The sequence below is a fragment of the Spirosoma knui genome, assembly GCF_054780635.1.
Map to the genome: position 1 here is coordinate 42,255 of NZ_BAAGVY010000005.1, position 16,707 is coordinate 58,961.

Sequence of the window (16,707 nt, forward strand, 5' to 3'; positions counted from 1 at the left end):
GTGTTACCAGATCGCCGTTGTCGGCCGATTAGCCAGTAGCGTTCGAATCGGTTCGGCAACCAGCTCCGCGTGAAAGACCAGGCTGAAATGGTCGCCGGGCACTTCTATAAATCGCTCGTCGGGCGGGGCAATAATGTTATCAGGGCGGGCGTGAATTCGTAGATCGGGCTTAACCGTTAAAGCGGGTATTTTGGCAAATAAGGTCTGAATCTGCTGCCAGACATATAGCTTGCTCATGTGCGTTGCGTTACGGGCCAACTGTGTGTACAACTCAGCCGATTCTTCAAAAGGGTACTGCTTGTCGAGCAGCTTCGTCATCCACGCACTTTGCGTAAGGCCCGTTCGCGCCAGAAACTTCAGTACGTTCAAGTTATGAACCGGGAATAAAATCTTCCTCTGGTCGGTCCAGGAGGCCACCTGCACGGCGGTGGCTCCAGTCAGCTGTTTTATGTGAATAGCCGTCCACCCGCCCATTGAGTGCCCAATCACTACGTCATCAGCCGTAATCGCGTACTGGCCGACGAGGTAATGGGCTAGCGATTGCACCGTAACAGGCACTGTTGGCTGCCATCGGGTAAACTCATCCGCCAGATTCAGGCGAACATAATCGGCAGGGGGGAGCAATGGGACTAGTGTATCGAAAATAGTCGGATCTTCGAGATAGCCGTGGATGAGGAAAATGCGCAGTCGGTTGGTTGGCATTGTAGACTGTTCGTTCGCGTGCATTCACCCCATAAAGAGCAAACAATTGATTTTGTTACGCCAGAATGGGTTTAACAAGTTTACCGGCTACGTCGGTGAGCCGGAACGGCCGGCCCTGAAACTGGTAGGTTAGCTTGGTATGGTCAAAGCCCAGGAGGTGTAGAATGGTAGCGTGTAAGTCGTGGACGTGTACTTTGTCTTTAACGCCATAATATCCGATGTCATCGGTTTCGCCGTACGTAAAGCCCCGCTTCACGCCCCCACCGGCCATCCAGACGGTGAATGCATCGAGGTGATGGTCGCGTCCCATAAACGGCAGCACCTGCCCATCCCGGTTCTCCTGCATGGGCGTGCGGCCAAACTCCCCGCCCCAAACTACCAGCGTATCGTCGAGCAGACCGCGTTGCTTGAGGTCGGCCAATAAAGCGGCTATTGCCTGGTCTGACTCTTTACATTTTGTTTTCAGCCCCGTATCAATGGACCCGTCGGCGCTTGTGCCGTGGGTATCCCAGCCCCAATCGAAAAGTTGAATAAATCGCACACCCCGCTCCACCAACCGGCGAGCCAGCAGGCAGTTACGTGCAAAGGAACCTTTGTTTGGGTCAACGCCGTAGCTGTCCAGTATATATTGCGGCTCAGCCTTAATGTCCATGGCATCGGGCACCGACATCTGCATACGGAACGCCAGTTCGTACTGGGCGATACGGGTTAGAATTTCCGGGTCTTTAACGTCTTCGTACTGCTGCTGGTTAATCTGACTAATCGCGTCGATGGTTTGCTTGCGAACATCGCGGCTGATGCCCGCCGGATCGGACGCATACAGGACTGGATCGCCATCAGTACGGCACTGTACACCCTGATATACAGTCGGCAGAAAACCACTGCCCCAGACGGACTTACCCGCATCGGGCTGCTTACCACCCGACGCCAGAACGATGTAAGCCGGCAAGTTGTCGTTTTCAGTACCAAGTCCGTACGTCACCCAGGAACCTAAACTTGGGCGGCCTAGTCGAGCGCTGCCCGTGTGCATGAGCAGTTGCGCGGGGGCATGATTAAACTGATCAGTGTGCATCGCCTTCAGGAACGTAATGTCGTCGGCAACGCCCTGGAGGTGGGGTAAGTAATCGGATATCCAGGCTCCCGACTGCCCATGCTGCGCAAACTTTCCCTGCGGCCCCAGCATTTTAGGAACCCCCCGGATAAAGGCGAATTTCTTTCCTTCGAGTAAGGCCTGTGGGCAGTCCTTCCCGTTGTACTTAGCTAGTTCGGGTTTGTAATCGAACAGTTCCAGCTGACTGGGCGATCCCGCCATGTGGATATAAATGACCCGCTTCGCCTTGGGAACGTACTGCGCAGGCTGCGGAACAGTAGGCTCATCGGATTGCAAAGCTCCGCCAACGGCGTTTGTCTCTGGGTTTTCTTTACTGAAAAGACCGCAGCCGGTTAGCGTCGAACCCAACGCCATTGCGCCCAGGCCCGTAGAACACGTATGTAAAAAGTGTCGCCGGGTGGCTCGTTCGGCCGCAGCCTGTTGAAGTTCATTCAGGAGCTTGTTCATGACGTAAGGCGGGTGAAAACCCGCGAAAAGTTTAGAAATAGCGGGTCTCTCCCGCATTACGTTATTCTTTCGTAATGACCTCGTCTAAGTTCAGCATCGTGTTGGCCGCTACAGTCATTGCCGCTCGCTCGGGCGATACGTTCATACAATCTAACAGCTTCTGGGCTTCGTCGGGGCGCTGACGATACTGGGCTTCGGTTGTTCGGTAGAGTTTGGTCAATATGGCTAACTTTTTAGGCGCCAGCGGCCGCATCATCAATCGTTGGAACCCCGCCTGGATCTGCGCTTCGGGAGAGCGTCCGTGTTGCAACATGTAATCCGCCAGCTTTTGGGCAGCCTCGACGTAAACGGGATCATTCAACGTAACCAGGGCCTGCAAAGGTGTGTTCGTTCGCAGGCGACGTAACTGACAAAACTCCCGACTAGGGCTATCGAAGGTAACCATCGACGGGTAGGGAGCGGTACGTTTCCAATACGTATATAGCGCGCGCCGGTGCAGATCCTCGCCGGTGCTTTGCTTCCAGGTTTCGCCGTCGTAGGGCGACTGCCAGATGCCTTCTGGCTGCACAGGCATGACGCTTGGGCCGAATTGTTTTGGGCTGAGCAGTCCACCAACGGCCAGGGCCTGATCATGTACCGCTTCGGCCGACAGGCGAACGCGCGGACCACGCGCCAGCAGCTTATTAAATGGATCTTTCGCCAGCAACTCGGGAGATGCTTCGGAGCGCTGCCGGTACGTTGCCGACATCACCATCCGTTTCAGGAGTTTTTTCACCTGCCAATGATCCGTTTCCATGAATTCAACGGCCAGATAATCTAGCAGCTCGCGGTGCGTGGGCGGAATACCCTGTGTGCCCATATCTTCAACCGTTTCGACGATGCCAGTGCCGAATAACTGCTCCCAGAATCGATTAACGGCGACCCGGGCCGTCAGTGGGTTTTCCCGGCTGACCATCCATCGGGCCAGACCAAGCCGGTTTTTCGGAAGGTCGGAATTCATCGCCGGGAACGACTTCGGCACGTCGGGGGTAACGCGTTTTCCTTTTACCATCCAGTTGCCGCGCTCAAACACGTGCGTAGGCCGCGCCAGATCACCCGTGCCGTCGAGCATAATGGGTGTTTGCTCGGCATCGGCATTTAACAGGTCGACCAGCAATTGTTCGTTGGGACCTGGTTTGTCGGCAGGCTGACCCGGCATACTCGGCTGAAACGACACCCATTTGATCATCACCCAATCTTTGGGAGACTTCGGGCTGTTCAAGGACAGATATAGATCATGCCGACCCTGCACCGATGGCAGCGGAATCATTTGAATAGTGTCGTTCCATTGGTTACCGGTTTTCGGTACCGGCATGACGGCCAGTACGGGGCCATCGGGTTTATCTTGCCGTAGTGTAACGGTTGCATTTGGGGCTTTCGTACCCCAGGCAATCAGGAGCCGTCGTTTGTTGGTCAACGTCACCTGTTTGATACGTACCGAACCCTTGTCCTGAAAACCAAAGTATTTAGCATCCAAAAGGGATGCGTTCACCAACTGGTCGAAATCGTGCGAATTGATTTTTGGTTCGACTGTTCGGGCCAGTTGCACCCAGCGGCTTACTTCGGTTTGCGCCTGCTTAGGCTGAGTCGTTGAGGTGATGTACTGCCTGAGTTCAACGAGTTTCAGTGAGTCGGCGGGTTTATAGAACCGTAGCGTCGGCGTGTCACTGGTTACGTCTTCGTCGCGGGCATTGTTGAAAAAGGCTGCGAATTTGTAATACTCTTCGTGAACGAAGGGGTCGTAGGGGTGACTATGGCACTGGACGCAGGAGAACGTCGTGCCCTGCCAGACATCCCAGGTAGTGTTAACCCGATCGAGCAGAGCCGCAACGCGAAACTCCTCGTCCTGCGTACCACCTTCATCGTTGTTCATTGTGTTGCGATGGAAGCCCGTAGCCACTAGTTGGTCGTCAGTTGGCAAGCTACCATCGGGTCCGGTCAGCAGATCGCCAGCTAACTGCTCAACGGTGAACTGATCAAACGGTTTATCGTCGTTAAAGGCTTTGATCAACCAGTCCCGGTAGCGCCAGATCTTGCGGCCGGGGTCGCGTTCATAGCCCTTTGTGTCGGCGTAACGGGCCAAGTCGAGCCACATGCTCGTCCAGCGCTCGCCGTAAGCCGGGGCACTTAGCAGCCGATCAACTACGTTCTCGTAGGCGTTTACGCTTTTATCGTTCAGAAAGTCAGCTACCTCTTTCTCCGTTGGCGGTAAGCCGGTCAGATCAAGCGAAACCCGTCGGATGAGCGTAGCCCGGTCTGCTTCCGGCGAAGGCGTTAACGCTTCCTGATTCAGTTTATCGACAATGAAGTAATCGATTTCGTTTTTAACCCAATTCGCTTCGTCGTTGCCAGCCAGCCCCGGAATGGTGATGCCTAACCGGCTCCAGAACGTACCAATCTTGGGCAGTTCCGGCTTCTCAACGGGCTGATACGCCCAGTGATCGCCCCATTCAGCACCCTGGTCAATCCATTTACGAAGCAAGTCTATGTCTTCTGGATTGAGCGCGGGATGGTCAAGCGGCATGCGCTCGTCGGGATCGTCCAGGGTCAGCCGCCGAATCATTTCGCTGCCCTCGGCATCGCCTGGAATGATGGCTGGTTTGCCTGATTTCGCCGGAGCCAGCGCTTCGTGTTTGAACAGCAGCGAAAAGCCGGACGCCTTTTTAACCCCTCCGTGGCAGGCAATGCAGTGTTTGTTTAGCAGGGGTTTAACCTGCGTATTATAGGAAACCCGCTGCTCAAAAATGCCCAGGAACGACGAAAGCGTTAACGCAATCGCGGCTCCAGCAGCACCCCAAACAAGCCATTGTGTTTTCATAAGCCAGTACAAAGACATCCTATACCGAACGTAAAAGTCAGTCAGGTTGATTTTGTACTGTATGAATCTGAGAAGCTTACTAGTTTAACAGAATACGAGCTGCGGCTAGCGCACTCGCTCAGGCGCGGACACTTACTTTACGCGGACATCGACCTGGGCTGTATCGTCTTCCCCGTTGTCGAGGCCATTGTTCGGGGTAGAATCGGGGTCAGGCCGACCGGCTCCTGAAATCTGAACGGCACTTATACCCCGCCCACTCACTACAGCAACGGCTTTTAACCGTAACGTAACGGAACCCCCTGCGTCCAGACTGCTTACCCCGCCCACTATGTTTCCACCCGACAAGGCCAGATCATCACCCGGAACAAAGGTTTGTCCAGCCGGTAAATAAGCCGTTACGCTGAGACCAGTAGCCGGTAAACCACCCATGTTCGTGATCGTTATGGAATACGTGATTACCTCGTTTACGGCGGGAGTTCGGTTACTAACCGCCAGCTGGACGCTCACATCGGCTTTATTCGGGTCAGGCGCGGGCTGGTTGCTGCTCACAGGAGGTAAAGGCACCTGATCAGGATTGGGCGAAACAAACAAGGCTCCGCTTAATTCGAGGGTGCGGAAATCAACTTCGGCGGCATCATCCTGACCATCGCCGGTACCAGAGCCGGGCTGACTATCCACATCAGTGGCCGAAGCCTGACTAATTTCGGCCGCGTTCCGGTATACTCCAGCTACGGTCGGGCGGGCCACAAAACTCAGTGCGGCTATACCGCCAGGCGCTACGTTATCGACAGTTCCGGTCAAAACGCCATTGTTCTGGACCAGGCCGGAGGTGGAAAGCACCGCCAGATTATTCGGTAACCGATTGCGGACAACAACGTTATTTACCGTGCTGCTGCCCTCATTACGTACCAGAAGTGTGATCGTTATCGGTTCATTTACAGAAGGTGAGCGCTCACTTACCGTCATGGCCAAACTAAGATCCGCAGAGGCTGGCGGTTGGTTAGTTATGCGAAACGGGTTCGATGGCACGGCCGGTAAGGCAGGCGACGTAGCGACCACCCGTATCCGGAATTGACCACTCTGGTAGGCAGCGGGTAGGGTTACCCGAACCGGGCTCGTTGGTCCACTTCCCAAAACGGCTTTAAACTGCCCTGATACGTCCAGCAGTTGTACCTGCCACTGGTTATCTCCTGCAAACGCACCTAATGTTGAGAACGGAACGTCTATGGTTGAACCGGGTGCAATCGATTCGGCTACGTTGCCCGTTACAGCAAAATGAGTAGGCGTAATGGGTTGGGCATTTTGGAAAAAAGCGTCGTTCAGGCTGTTGTTCCAGTTGCGGGCGAAGCGCGACAACCCCATGTCGACCGGGATGGAGGCCGGGTTAAGGTAATAGCGGGGGTGGGGTGATGGGCGAGCACTATTCCGAAAGTGAACATCCACGGTATTCGCATTTCGGTTTTGGATAGTATCGTTAAATGGGCCCTGAAATACGTTGAAATTGGCCGTAGCAATAACGGCTTCCTGCTGAGCAACCACTGCCGGAGTGGTAACCTGACCGTTGAATGACGCTCTGGCGATTACCCACGGCATACTGCGGTTGCCAAAATCCTGACGCGTTTTTTGGATCAGCGCCCGGAGCCGCTCGGCGTACTGTGGTATTTCGTTACGTGCTACGTCCCCTTCGGCTTCGCCCTGGTGCCACAGGACGGCCCGTACACCCGCCATCGATGCGTAATACTGAAGAACGTTTTTAAGATTTGTGTATGGCTGTAAATACGGCCAGTTCTCAACGCAATAATAGGCGTTACAGGTTGGCGTACCGTTTGCTGATTTTAACCAGTTATCGATAGTGGAGCCGTCCCAACCTGTTACGTAGTAAGCGACCGGAACATTATAGCGGTTAACAATATAGTCACCCAATTCGCCCCAGCCCCACGAACTTTCCGCCATTGGAAAGATGCGGTGACCAGCTGTTAAGGGTTTAAAAACGGGTACCGGAAACGGATCACCTACCGAAACCAGCGCCTGCGCACCGGGTGGGTATGAGTGGTTAATGGAATCGATGGACATGACGCGGCCCGTAGCCGTTCCTAAATCATTGTCGCCGATACCCAATCCGCGTGAATTCGATTGGCCGGCCGTTATAAACACCTCTCCAATTCCAACGGGGTCTACCACGGCCTGAGCTACCGTTGTGCTGCCAACTATCGAGCGCACCGTTAAGGTATACCAGCCACCGGATGCGGTTATAGAGCCAAGAAACAGGTTGTTTGTCGGGTTCGTTTGTATGGTTTGCCAGCCAGTGTCAGTTCCCTGACCAGCAGCTACCGGCGTTAACTGAGCCTCGACCCGATCAACGGCACCGGTCAGGCGCCCCGAGATATAGATCCGACCGTTTCCATCAGCTCCGCGCTGTACAACCAGGCGCGGCATGGGGTAAGATACTTCAAGTTGAGCAAACGCAAAAAACGGCAGGCTGACAAGCAATAGCAGCCCCAAAAAACGAGGAACCATCTAGCGGTGAATAAATTCTACCGCAAAAATAGAGATAACTTTATCGTCAATGTAGACCTAATTCTGAATAAAGTAGTCTATTGACGCGAATCGGCTTGGAGCCAGTGGCTTTGTTCTATCTTCGTCTGGCTTAAGCAGGGCTGAACGGCCAACAAAAAAGGCGGATGTTTCCACCCACCTTCTCATTCAAACTACACTGAGCAATCTAAACCTTTCCCCGGAGATAATCCGCCGTGAAGTTTTCGCCTTGAGGTAACTTCACCATCTCTTCTGGAGTACCGGTAAACGTTACGTAGCCGCCGGTGTCGCCCCCTTCGGGACCCAGGTCAATGATGTGGTCAGCGCTCTTGATCACTTCCATATTATGCTCAATAATCAGGACGGAGTCGCCCTGGTCGACTAAGGCGTTAATCGCCGACAACAGCTTACGAATGTCGTGAAAGTGCAATCCCGTAGTCGGTTCGTCGAAGATGAACAATGTACTGCCTTTGTTTGGATTGCCCTTGCTCAGGAACGAAGCGAGCTTGACGCGCTGAGCTTCCCCGCCCGACAACGTATTAGCCGACTGTCCTAAACCAATGTACCCAAGTCCAACATCCTGCAGGGGGATGAGTTTATCGGCCATTTTAGGGTCGGCTTTGCGGAAAAAGTCAACAGCTTCGTCGACGGTCATGTCCAGAATATCCGAAACGTTTTTATCCTGCAAGGTCACCTCCAACACTTCCTGCTTGAAGCGTTTGCCGCCACAGCCTTCGCATTTCAGGTAGATGTCAGCCATGAACTGCATCTCGATCTTGACCTCTCCTTCACCCTGACACACTTCGCAGCGGCCGCCATCAACGTTGAAGGAGAAATGACTGGGCTTATACGCCCGCGCTTTGGCAACGGGCTGATCGGCCATGACCTGCCTCAGGTAATCATAGGCCTTAATATAGGTTACTGGATTTGAGCGCGACGACTTGCCGATCGGGTTCTGGTCGATCATTTCAACGGCCTGGATGCGGTCGAGCGAACCGGTCAGTTCGGTGTATTTACCGGCTTCTTCGGCGGCATCGCCTTTCTGACGTACCAGCGCCGGATACAGCACTTTCCGAATGAGCGTACTCTTGCCGGAGCCGGAAACACCCGTTACCACCGTTAACGTGTTCAACGGGATACGTACATCGACGTCTTTCAGGTTGTTTTCGCGGGCCCCTTTCAGCTCAAGAAAATTAGTGGCCTTACGTCGGAATGTCGGTACGGGTACCGTTTCGCGACCCGTTAGAAAATCAAGGGTGTGCGAGGGTAAAGACCCTATTGCCAGGGTATTAGGATGGGTTTCCTCCGTAATTTCTTTCCAGGTTCCCTGAAATACTAAATGGCCACCTAACGACCCGGCATCCGGACCAATATCGATCAACTGATCAGCGGCCCGCATAACTTCTTCCTCATGTTCCACGACAATTACGGTATTGCCCATATCACGCAGGGATTCCAGTACGCTCACCAGCCGTTTGGTGTCGCGAGGGTGCAGGCCAATACTGGGTTCATCGAGGATATACATCGACCCAACCAGGGCCGATCCCAGCGACGTAGCAAGCTTGATCCGTTGGTACTCTCCACCCGACAAGGTGTTCGTCAGGCGATTGAGCGTTAAATACCCTAGCCCGACGCGCTCCATATAATCGAGCCGATTCCGGATTTCGATCAGAATACGGTTTGCAACCTGATGCTGATGTTCGGGCAGTTGCAAATCGCGGAAGAAAGCGGCCACCTGCGTGATTGGCATCAACACCAGATCGGTGATCGACTTACCCGCTACTTTTACATAGCCCGCGTCTTTGCGTAAGCGCGAGCCCCGACATTCCGGACAGGTCGTTTTGCCGCGGTAGCGCGAAAGCATCACCCGATACTGCACCTTGAATGTCTGACTTTCTACGTATGCAAAGAAAGCGTTCAGACCATCGAAATATTTATTGCCGGTCCAGAGCAGTTCCTGCTCAGCGGGCGTTAGCTCTTTGTAAGGCCGGTGAATGGGAAAGTTGAAACGAATCCCGTTCCGAAGCAAGGGTTTCAAAAACTCCTCGCTCATCTTTTCACTCCGCCAGGGCATAATGGCCCCCTCAAAGACAGATAAGTTTTTATCGGGAATAACCAGATCTGGATCGATACCCAGCACTTTGCCAAAACCGTCGCACCGGCGGCAGGCTCCGTACGGATTATTGAACGTAAACAGATTGACGCTCGGCTCTTCGAACGCAATTCCGTCCAGTTCAAACTTATCGGAGAACACGCGCGACTCCTTGCCTACTACGTCGACGCGGCAAATGCCATCGCCTTCGCTGAAAGCCGTTTGCACCGAATCCGAAAACCGGTACTGAGTATCTTCGTCGGGGTTGCCATCCGCGTCCAGAATCACCGTACCTCGGTCTACCAGCAACTCCAGGTTGCCCTGGTTCGGTAACGCATTGATGGTATCCAAATCTTGCTCCAGCAACTCTTCAATCTGCTGAACCTCCCCATTTACGACAATACGGGTATACCCTTTCTGAAGCAGTATTTTTAATTCGTAGTCGAGTGTGCGCCCGGAATGAATCAGTAGGGGTGTCATGATCATGACCCGCTGACTATCTTCGTAGGAGAAGATATAGTTAATCACATCCGTAACCGTATCCCGGCGTACTTCCTGACCCGAAATAGGGGAGTAGGTGATACCCGCCCGGGCAAACAGCAACTTCAGATAATCGTAAATTTCGGTGGACGTTCCAACCGTTGAGCGTGGATTTCGGGTCGATACTTTTTGTTCGATGGCGATGGCCGGTGAAACGCCCTTGATGTATTCGACTTCGGGCTTTTCCATTCGGCCTAAAAACTGCCGGGCGTAACTGCTCAGGCTTTCAACGTACATGCGCTGGCCTTCGGCAAACAACGTATCAAAGGCTAAAGATGACTTGCCCGAGCCCGACAGACCCGTCAGCACAACCAACTGATTGCGAGGGATGGCAACGTCTATTCCTTTAAGATTATGTACTTTCGCTCCCTTAATTATTATAAACTGTTTGGGGTCGAGGTGGTCAACGGAACGCGGTTGTTCGGCATTCCGGCGTTCGGTCTCCGCAGGTTGAGTCATTCGTTGAAGTAGGGTAAACTCTATCTTATTTTTAACGGTTTATTTTGAAATATGGTTTCTCCAGGCTGCGATTCTCATTCAGGGTCTGGAGTGGCCAGAATTAATACGGTATCAGCGGCTGCAACAGCCGGTTACGTATTGCCGTATACTGTATTTAGAACGATGGAGTTTGCCCAGGATGATATCATTCGTTTGACTGCTGCGCTGATTACGGGCGGAGTCATTGGCGCGGAGCGGGAGTATCACGGCAAAGCGGCCGGATTCCGAACAATGATCTTAATTTGCGTGGGATCGGCTTTGTTTACGCTGGTGTCGGGTCGGCTTGGCAGCTCCGACGATCGCATTGCTGCCAATATTGTCAATGGAATCGGGTTTCTGGGGGCGGGAATTATTCTGCGCGAAGACAATCGGGTACGGGGCTTAACTACGGCGGCTACCGTTTGGGCGGTATCAGCATTGGGCATGTGTTTAGGAAGTGGTCACTACGATATTGCAAGTATTGGTTTTGCGTTTATTCTCGGTCCGTTATTAATCTTGGCCAAATTTACCCGAGGAATTCAGAAACTGAATCAAACCCGCGATTACAGAATTGTAACGGCATTCCGGAATAAGACGCTTGATCAGTACGAGAAGTTTTTTGAAGAATGCGGCTTGTCGCCCACGCGTAATCAACAGCAACGCATCGGCGACCAGATCATTGGCCAATGGCGGGTAGAAGGCTCGGAGAGGAACCACGAAAAGTGCATTAAACGTTTACTCAACGACCCCGAAGTAAAAGAATTTACGTTCTGATTTCGTTATTAGTGTTGATTTTCTATTCTGTCTAAACAAACATGAATTATATTCAGAAGTTGCTGTTTATCACAGCCTTATTAAGTAGCAGTGTTGCATTTGGTCAGCTTACCGCCGACCCCGAAGATCGCCAGGAGCAGGGTAAAGACCCACTGCGGACGCAAACGCCCGAAGGTCGCCCATTACCATTTGGCCAGCGGCTTCGGTTTGGGGGTGGTATCAACGGATTCCGGTTTGGAAACCCATTCAGCCTGGGCGTATCGCCGGTTATAGCGTATCAGGCTACCGAGCGGATGCTGATCGGCGTCGGCGGAAGCTATACGTACACCCGTTACAAATTGCCCTATTACGTTCCAACAACCTATAATCAGTACGGCGGACGCGGATTTGTGATGTACGAAGCGTTACCAGCCATTGTTCCGAATCTGTACCTGCACGGCGAAATCGAAAATACGACGATTCAGGTTAAAGAAGATCAGTCGGGGCAGAAAGCAAGTGTTGGTCTAACCGCTCCTTTGCTCGGTCTGACGTACTCGCAGCCCATTTCCCGGCGGTTCGGCGTTAACCTGACCGCCCTGTACAACCTGAATGACAACAACATTGCGCGTTCTATTTACGGCAGTCCGTTCATCATCCGGTTGTCCTTTTTCTAGTACCAGTTCTTCTATTTATGAGCGGCTGAGGCAGCAGATGACCATCTGCTGCCTCAGCCGCTCTTCCTTTCGGGGCTTTTCCCTAACTTTGGCCTGACTTATTACCCGTCCGTATGCTGTTCAGTTCGGCCATTTTTTTGTTTTTGTACCTGCCGTTTTTCCTGATTGCTTACTACCTGCTCCCGCATCGCTGGCGTAATGCGTTTCTGTTCGGCGCTAGCTTGGTCTTCTATGCCTGGGGTGAAGGTCCGGTCGTGTTGGTTTTGCTGCTATCTGCCCTAATCAATTTTATAGCTGGTCGACTGGTCGAAAATGGTCAACGCCGGGCTGGTCTGTTGCTGTCGCTGGTTGGTAGTTTATCGCTGCTGTTTTACTACAAATACACCAATTTTCTGGTCGACTCGGTACGTGGTTTTGCCGAAGCGCTGACTCTGCCGGTAGCCGACAACCTGGCGCTGGCTCAAATTGCCCTGCCCATCGGGATTAGCTTTTATACGTTTCAGGGCATTTCGTATACGCTGGATATTTACTGGGGACGTATCAAAGCCAATCGTAGCTTTCTAGACTACGGAACCTACGTAGCGATGTTTCCGCACCAGATCGCTGGCCCGATCGTTCGCTATGCAGACATCGCGCCTGAGTTGGCCGACCGCACCGTTACGGTTGAAAAATTTGGGGTAGGAGCGGAGCGGTTTATTCTCGGACTGGCCAAAAAAGTCTTGCTGGCCAACACGTTCGCCAGCCTGGCCGATACCATCTTCAACGCTTCACCGGACACGTATTCTACTGCAACCGCCTGGCTGGGTATTATTGCGTATAGCCTTCAGATCTATTTCGACTTCTCGGGCTATTCCGATATGGCCATCGGCTTAGGTAAGATGGTCGGCTTCGACTTTAAAGAGAACTTTAACTACCCCTACATTTCCCGTTCGATCCAGGACTTCTGGCGACGCTGGCACATCTCGCTGTCGAGCTGGTTCCGCGACTATCTGTACATTCCGCTCGGTGGCAACCGCGGTAACAAAGCCCGAACGTACCGTAACTTGTTGATTGTGTTCTTCGTGACTGGGTTGTGGCACGGTGCCAGCTGGAATTTTATCATCTGGGGGCTGTACCACGGCCTGTTTTTGCTCATCGAGCGGGCCGGGTTAGGGAAGCGGCTCGACCGCGTCTGGTCGCCCATTGCGCATATCTACACCTTGCTTGTTGTCCTGATTGGCTGGGTGTTCTTCCGGGCCGAAGATCTGACGTCAGCACTGGCGTATCTGCAAAAAATGGCGGGTCTGGTACCAGCAGCCGATCAGGTAGCGTATCCGCTGTCATATTTCATGTCCGCCGAGATTATTGTCTCGCTGGTGGTTGGGTGTATCATCGCGACTCCGGTTTATCACCAGTTTCAAACGTTCTGGCACCGGCTGCTGGCACGGGTCGTTACGTCGCCGACTCGGTTTACGCTGGACGCAGCTTATGTGCTGGGGCTGGTCGGCCTGTTCGTCATGGCGGTGGCGTATCTAGCCGCCGACACCTACAATCCATTTATCTATTTTAGATTTTAATCTGCTATCAAAGCCGCTTCGTTCGGCGATCTGTTATGCTCCGGTCAAAGCTCATTGCTTACGTTTTCGCGCTCCTACTGCTGCTTCCAATGCTCGATCAGGTGTTGGGGCTATCGACCCGGTTCGGCAGTACCGAAAATCGGCAACTGAACGGTGTTCCTCCGTTAAATTTTCCGCACGTACGCAGCTTCGTCAAGCAGTTTGATCAGTACTACAAAGAGAATTTTGGCTGGCGTAACGCCTTGTTCTATGCCTACAGCCGCTGGAAACTCTACGTACTGGGCGAGTCGCCCCTGCCCGAAAAAGTTGTTGTTGGTAAGAATGGCTGGTTTTACCTGGGCAACAGCTACAACAACGTCATGGATCAGCACCGGGGCCTGCAACCGCTTTCAGCTGATTCCGCCCGCGTAATTGCGAACCATCTGCAATTGCGCCAACAGGAACTGGCTCGGCAGGGTATTCGTCTTTACGTGTTTATCGCGCCCGATTCGCATACCATCTATCCTGAGCATCTGCCCGATCAGTTGCAGGTCAGTGCCGAACCGACGCGGCTGGACGTATTAAAGAAGGCCATTGTACAGCAGGGGCTTCCGCTGATCGATGTGCGCGATACGTTGTGGGCGGCCAAGCGTAATCATGTTGTGTACAACCAGACTGATACGCACTGGAATGATTACGGAACCTTAATCGGTTGTGCCAGCCTGATCAATTACATCCTGCGCGATGAGCCGTCTGTTCCGGCGATGCGTTTAAGTGATTTTCAGATTCAGAAGCAGCGCGGCATCGGGGGCGATCTGGTACGTATGCTGACTGTTCAGGACGATATGAAAGACCCGGTTTATTATTTTATAAAACCGGTTGCGGCTCGTACGGCCCGCCAAACTGAAACGGTGCCGAATCCAGCGTTCGGCTTTCCATCCACTCGTTACGTCGGTTCGGGCACGAAAAAACTGTTGTTTATTGGCGATTCGTTCAGCCACAGCATGATGCAGCTTCTGCCGGGCTATTTTCGGGAGTCGTTCTTCGTGCGGGACAATAAGCTGGCAACAACCCTGGTGCAGACCGAGAAGCCGGATCTGGTTGTTATCGAAGTCGTTGAACGAAACATTAGCTACCTGGCGACTTTCTAAACGTTAGCCTAATCAGCCTCTGCCCGAGTAAGCGCCTTTTGGATTGTTCGACCAAGAATAAGATCTGCTCCTTTTTCAGCAATCATAATCACCGGCGCATTCGTATTGCCCGATACAATGGTGGGCATGACGGAGGCATCGATGACACGTAGTGATTCGATACCGCGGACGCGAAGCTCAGCATCGACGACAGCCGCTTCATCAGCCCCCATTTTACACGTACCCACCGGATGGTACACGGTTTCCAGAACAGCCGTAATGTGCTCCCAAATGGCATCGTCCGAATCATACTTAGTCGGCATATTTATTCCCTGCGTGTATGGACCGAACGCATCCGCCTGCATTACGTCAATCGCTTTTCGAATGCCGCTGATCAGTACGGCTCGATCGGCTTCGTCGGATAAGTAGTTCGGTTGAATCACTGGCGCATCGAGCGGGTTGTTAGACCGCAGTCCGATAGAACCGACACTTTTAGGTTTGAGTAAGGTCGGTAAGATCGTGTAGCCGTCGGTGTGCGGATAGGTGGAGAGGTCGTAAAAATCAGCTTGGCCATCGTTGCCAAAATGCACCGGCGCAAAGTGAAACTGCATGTTTACCCGGTCGGGCGGTAGCTGCGCGTCCGGTACATCAGTCCGAAGAAAGGCAACGGCTTCGAGCGGGCTGATCGTCATAGGACCTTTTTTATTGACAAAGTATTGAGCCAGGCCTTTGAGCTGATTGAGCGGTTTGAGGTGAAAATTAGCCGAAACGGCCCGCTGTGAACTTAAACTGCTTATACCCGTAAATACATGATCCTGTAGATTCTGGCCGACGCCTGGCAGGTCTTTTTTGACGGCAATGCCCGCTGAACGTAGCGTATCGGCGGGGCCAATGCCCGATACCATCAGCAACTGCGGTGAGTGAAATGCCCCGGCGGAAAGAATAACTTCCTTGCGAGCCATCGCCTGCTGCGTTTGATTCTTACCCGTTATAAACTCAACCCCAACGGCCTTATCGTGTTGAAGGAGAATTTGCCGAGTATGCGCATACGTAACAACAGTCAGATTTGGCCGGTGAAGCGCTGGTTTCAGAAAGGCCGTGGCTGCACTATGCCGCCGACCGTTCTTAATCGTGAACTGAAACAAACCGGTCCCTATCTGCCGGGCACCGTTATAATCGTGATTTTCAGCAATACCAGTCTGTTTGCACGACTCAATAAACGCTCTGGCTAAGGGAGTTTGAAAACGAGTGGCATACGTAACGTTCAGGAGTCCATCCCGACCGTGGTACTGCGGGTCGAGCTGGTCATACTGCTCGTTATGCTCCGAGCGGATGAAATACGGCAATACGTCCTCATAACTCCAGCCCGTATTGCCAAGTGCCGCCCAGTCGTCATAATCAGCCCGGTTGCCACGCACATAGGCCATAGCGTTAGTGGATGAGCAGCCGCCCAGCGTTTTACCCCGTGGCTGGTACATCCGCCGACCGTTCAGGGCTTGCTGGGGCTCTGTCCAGAAAGCCCAGTCAACGGCCGAGCCATGCAGCTTGGTATAAGCCGCTGGAATGTGAATTTCGAGTTTCTTGTCTGGCCCACCGGCTTCCAGCAACAAAACAGACGTCGATGGATCTTCCGAAAGGCGATTCGCCAGCACACACCCGGCGGAGCCAGCGCCTACAATGATATAATCGAAGGTCATTTTGTAGATTGGATATAGGTGATCAGACGGAACAATATACCTAAGAAAAAGTCATTTAGTACATCATTCCTTACCGAGTAGTAGGTACGCAGCGTGTTTGCAAACAAAAGCGCCAGCTATCCTTTTTATTCATAGTTGCCCGGCACATTTTTTGACA

General features: G+C 52.9%; 10 protein-coding genes. 4 read left to right on the forward strand and 6 right to left on the reverse strand.

Annotation, left to right across the window (positions count from 1 at the left end; translation table 11 throughout):
- Nucleotides 1-3: 3 nt before the first annotated feature.
- The 5 genes from ACYVIY_RS12510 to uvrA form a co-directional block, all read right to left on the reverse strand.
- Nucleotides 4-702: an alpha/beta fold hydrolase gene (locus ACYVIY_RS12510; RefSeq protein ID WP_460976692.1), complete on the reverse strand. Its 699-nt coding sequence runs from the start codon at nucleotides 700-702 to the stop codon at nucleotides 4-6.
- Nucleotides 703-757: 55 nt separating this feature from the next.
- A complete protein-coding gene (locus tag ACYVIY_RS12515) occupies nucleotides 758-2,260 on the reverse strand; it encodes a DUF1501 domain-containing protein (protein ID WP_460976693.1) in 1,503 nt (500 codons plus the stop codon).
- Between the two features lie 61 nt (nucleotides 2,261-2,321).
- Complete coding sequence (locus tag ACYVIY_RS12520; protein WP_460976694.1) at nucleotides 2,322-5,117, reverse strand: DUF1553 domain-containing protein; 2,796 nt, start codon at nucleotides 5,115-5,117, stop codon at nucleotides 2,322-2,324.
- Nucleotides 5,118-5,249: 132 nt separating this feature from the next.
- Nucleotides 5,250-7,634, reverse strand: a complete 2,385-nt coding sequence (locus tag ACYVIY_RS12525; protein WP_460976695.1) for a DUF11 domain-containing protein — start codon at nucleotides 7,632-7,634, stop codon at nucleotides 5,250-5,252.
- Nucleotides 7,635-7,839: 205 nt separating this feature from the next.
- Nucleotides 7,840-10,743 (reverse strand): excinuclease ABC subunit UvrA, encoded by a 2,904-nt coding sequence (gene uvrA, locus ACYVIY_RS12530; protein WP_460976696.1) that lies wholly within the window; start codon nucleotides 10,741-10,743, stop codon nucleotides 7,840-7,842.
- A gap of 162 nt (nucleotides 10,744-10,905) precedes the next feature.
- Here uvrA and ACYVIY_RS12535 point away from each other — a divergent pair, with 162 nt between their 5' ends.
- The 4 genes from ACYVIY_RS12535 to ACYVIY_RS12550 all read left to right on the forward strand — a co-directional run bounded on the left by ACYVIY_RS12535 (nucleotide 10,906) and on the right by ACYVIY_RS12550 (nucleotide 14,874).
- The gene (locus ACYVIY_RS12535) at nucleotides 10,906-11,535 is read left to right on the forward strand and encodes an MgtC/SapB family protein (RefSeq protein WP_460976984.1); all 630 of its coding nucleotides are present in this window, start codon (nucleotides 10,906-10,908) and stop codon (nucleotides 11,533-11,535) included.
- Between the two features lie 41 nt (nucleotides 11,536-11,576).
- Nucleotides 11,577-12,188: a hypothetical protein gene (locus ACYVIY_RS12540; protein ID WP_460976697.1), complete on the forward strand. Its 612-nt coding sequence runs from the start codon at nucleotides 11,577-11,579 to the stop codon at nucleotides 12,186-12,188.
- A gap of 113 nt (nucleotides 12,189-12,301) precedes the next feature.
- Nucleotides 12,302-13,744, forward strand: coding sequence for an MBOAT family O-acyltransferase (locus ACYVIY_RS12545; RefSeq protein WP_460976698.1), 1,443 nt, complete (start codon nucleotides 12,302-12,304; stop codon nucleotides 13,742-13,744).
- A gap of 35 nt (nucleotides 13,745-13,779) precedes the next feature.
- Nucleotides 13,780-14,874 carry an alginate O-acetyltransferase AlgX-related protein gene (locus ACYVIY_RS12550; RefSeq protein ID WP_460976699.1) on the forward strand — a complete coding sequence of 365 codons (1,095 nt, stop codon included), beginning with the start codon at nucleotides 13,780-13,782 and terminating at the stop codon, nucleotides 14,872-14,874.
- 8 nt (nucleotides 14,875-14,882) lie between these two features.
- Here the strand turns inward: ACYVIY_RS12550 and ACYVIY_RS12555 are convergent, their stop codons facing one another.
- Nucleotides 14,883-16,550 (reverse strand): GMC family oxidoreductase, encoded by a 1,668-nt coding sequence (locus ACYVIY_RS12555; RefSeq protein ID WP_460976700.1) that lies wholly within the window; start codon nucleotides 16,548-16,550, stop codon nucleotides 14,883-14,885.
- Between the last annotated feature and the right edge of the window lie 157 nt (nucleotides 16,551-16,707).

Bases quoted from the DNA above. Each gene is read 5' to 3' on its own strand.
- ACYVIY_RS12510 (WP_460976692.1), bottom strand. From the start codon at position 702: ATGCCAACCAACCGACTGCGCATTTTCCTCATCCACGGCTATCTCGAA.
- ACYVIY_RS12515 (WP_460976693.1), bottom strand. From the start codon at position 2,260: ATGAACAAGCTCCTGAATGAACTTCAACAGGCTGCGGCCGAACGAGCC.
- ACYVIY_RS12520 (WP_460976694.1), bottom strand. From the start codon at position 5,117: ATGAAAACACAATGGCTTGTTTGGGGTGCTGCTGGAGCCGCGATTGCG.
- ACYVIY_RS12525 (WP_460976695.1), bottom strand. From the start codon at position 7,634: ATGGTTCCTCGTTTTTTGGGGCTGCTATTGCTTGTCAGCCTGCCGTTT.
- uvrA (WP_460976696.1), bottom strand. From the start codon at position 10,743: ATGACTCAACCTGCGGAGACCGAACGCCGGAATGCCGAACAACCGCGT.
- ACYVIY_RS12535 (WP_460976984.1), top strand. From the start codon at position 10,906: ATGGAGTTTGCCCAGGATGATATCATTCGTTTGACTGCTGCGCTGATT.
- ACYVIY_RS12540 (WP_460976697.1), top strand. From the start codon at position 11,577: ATGAATTATATTCAGAAGTTGCTGTTTATCACAGCCTTATTAAGTAGC.
- ACYVIY_RS12545 (WP_460976698.1), top strand. From the start codon at position 12,302: ATGCTGTTCAGTTCGGCCATTTTTTTGTTTTTGTACCTGCCGTTTTTC.
- ACYVIY_RS12550 (WP_460976699.1), top strand. From the start codon at position 13,780: ATGCTCCGGTCAAAGCTCATTGCTTACGTTTTCGCGCTCCTACTGCTG.
- ACYVIY_RS12555 (WP_460976700.1), bottom strand. From the start codon at position 16,550: ATGACCTTCGATTATATCATTGTAGGCGCTGGCTCCGCCGGGTGTGTG.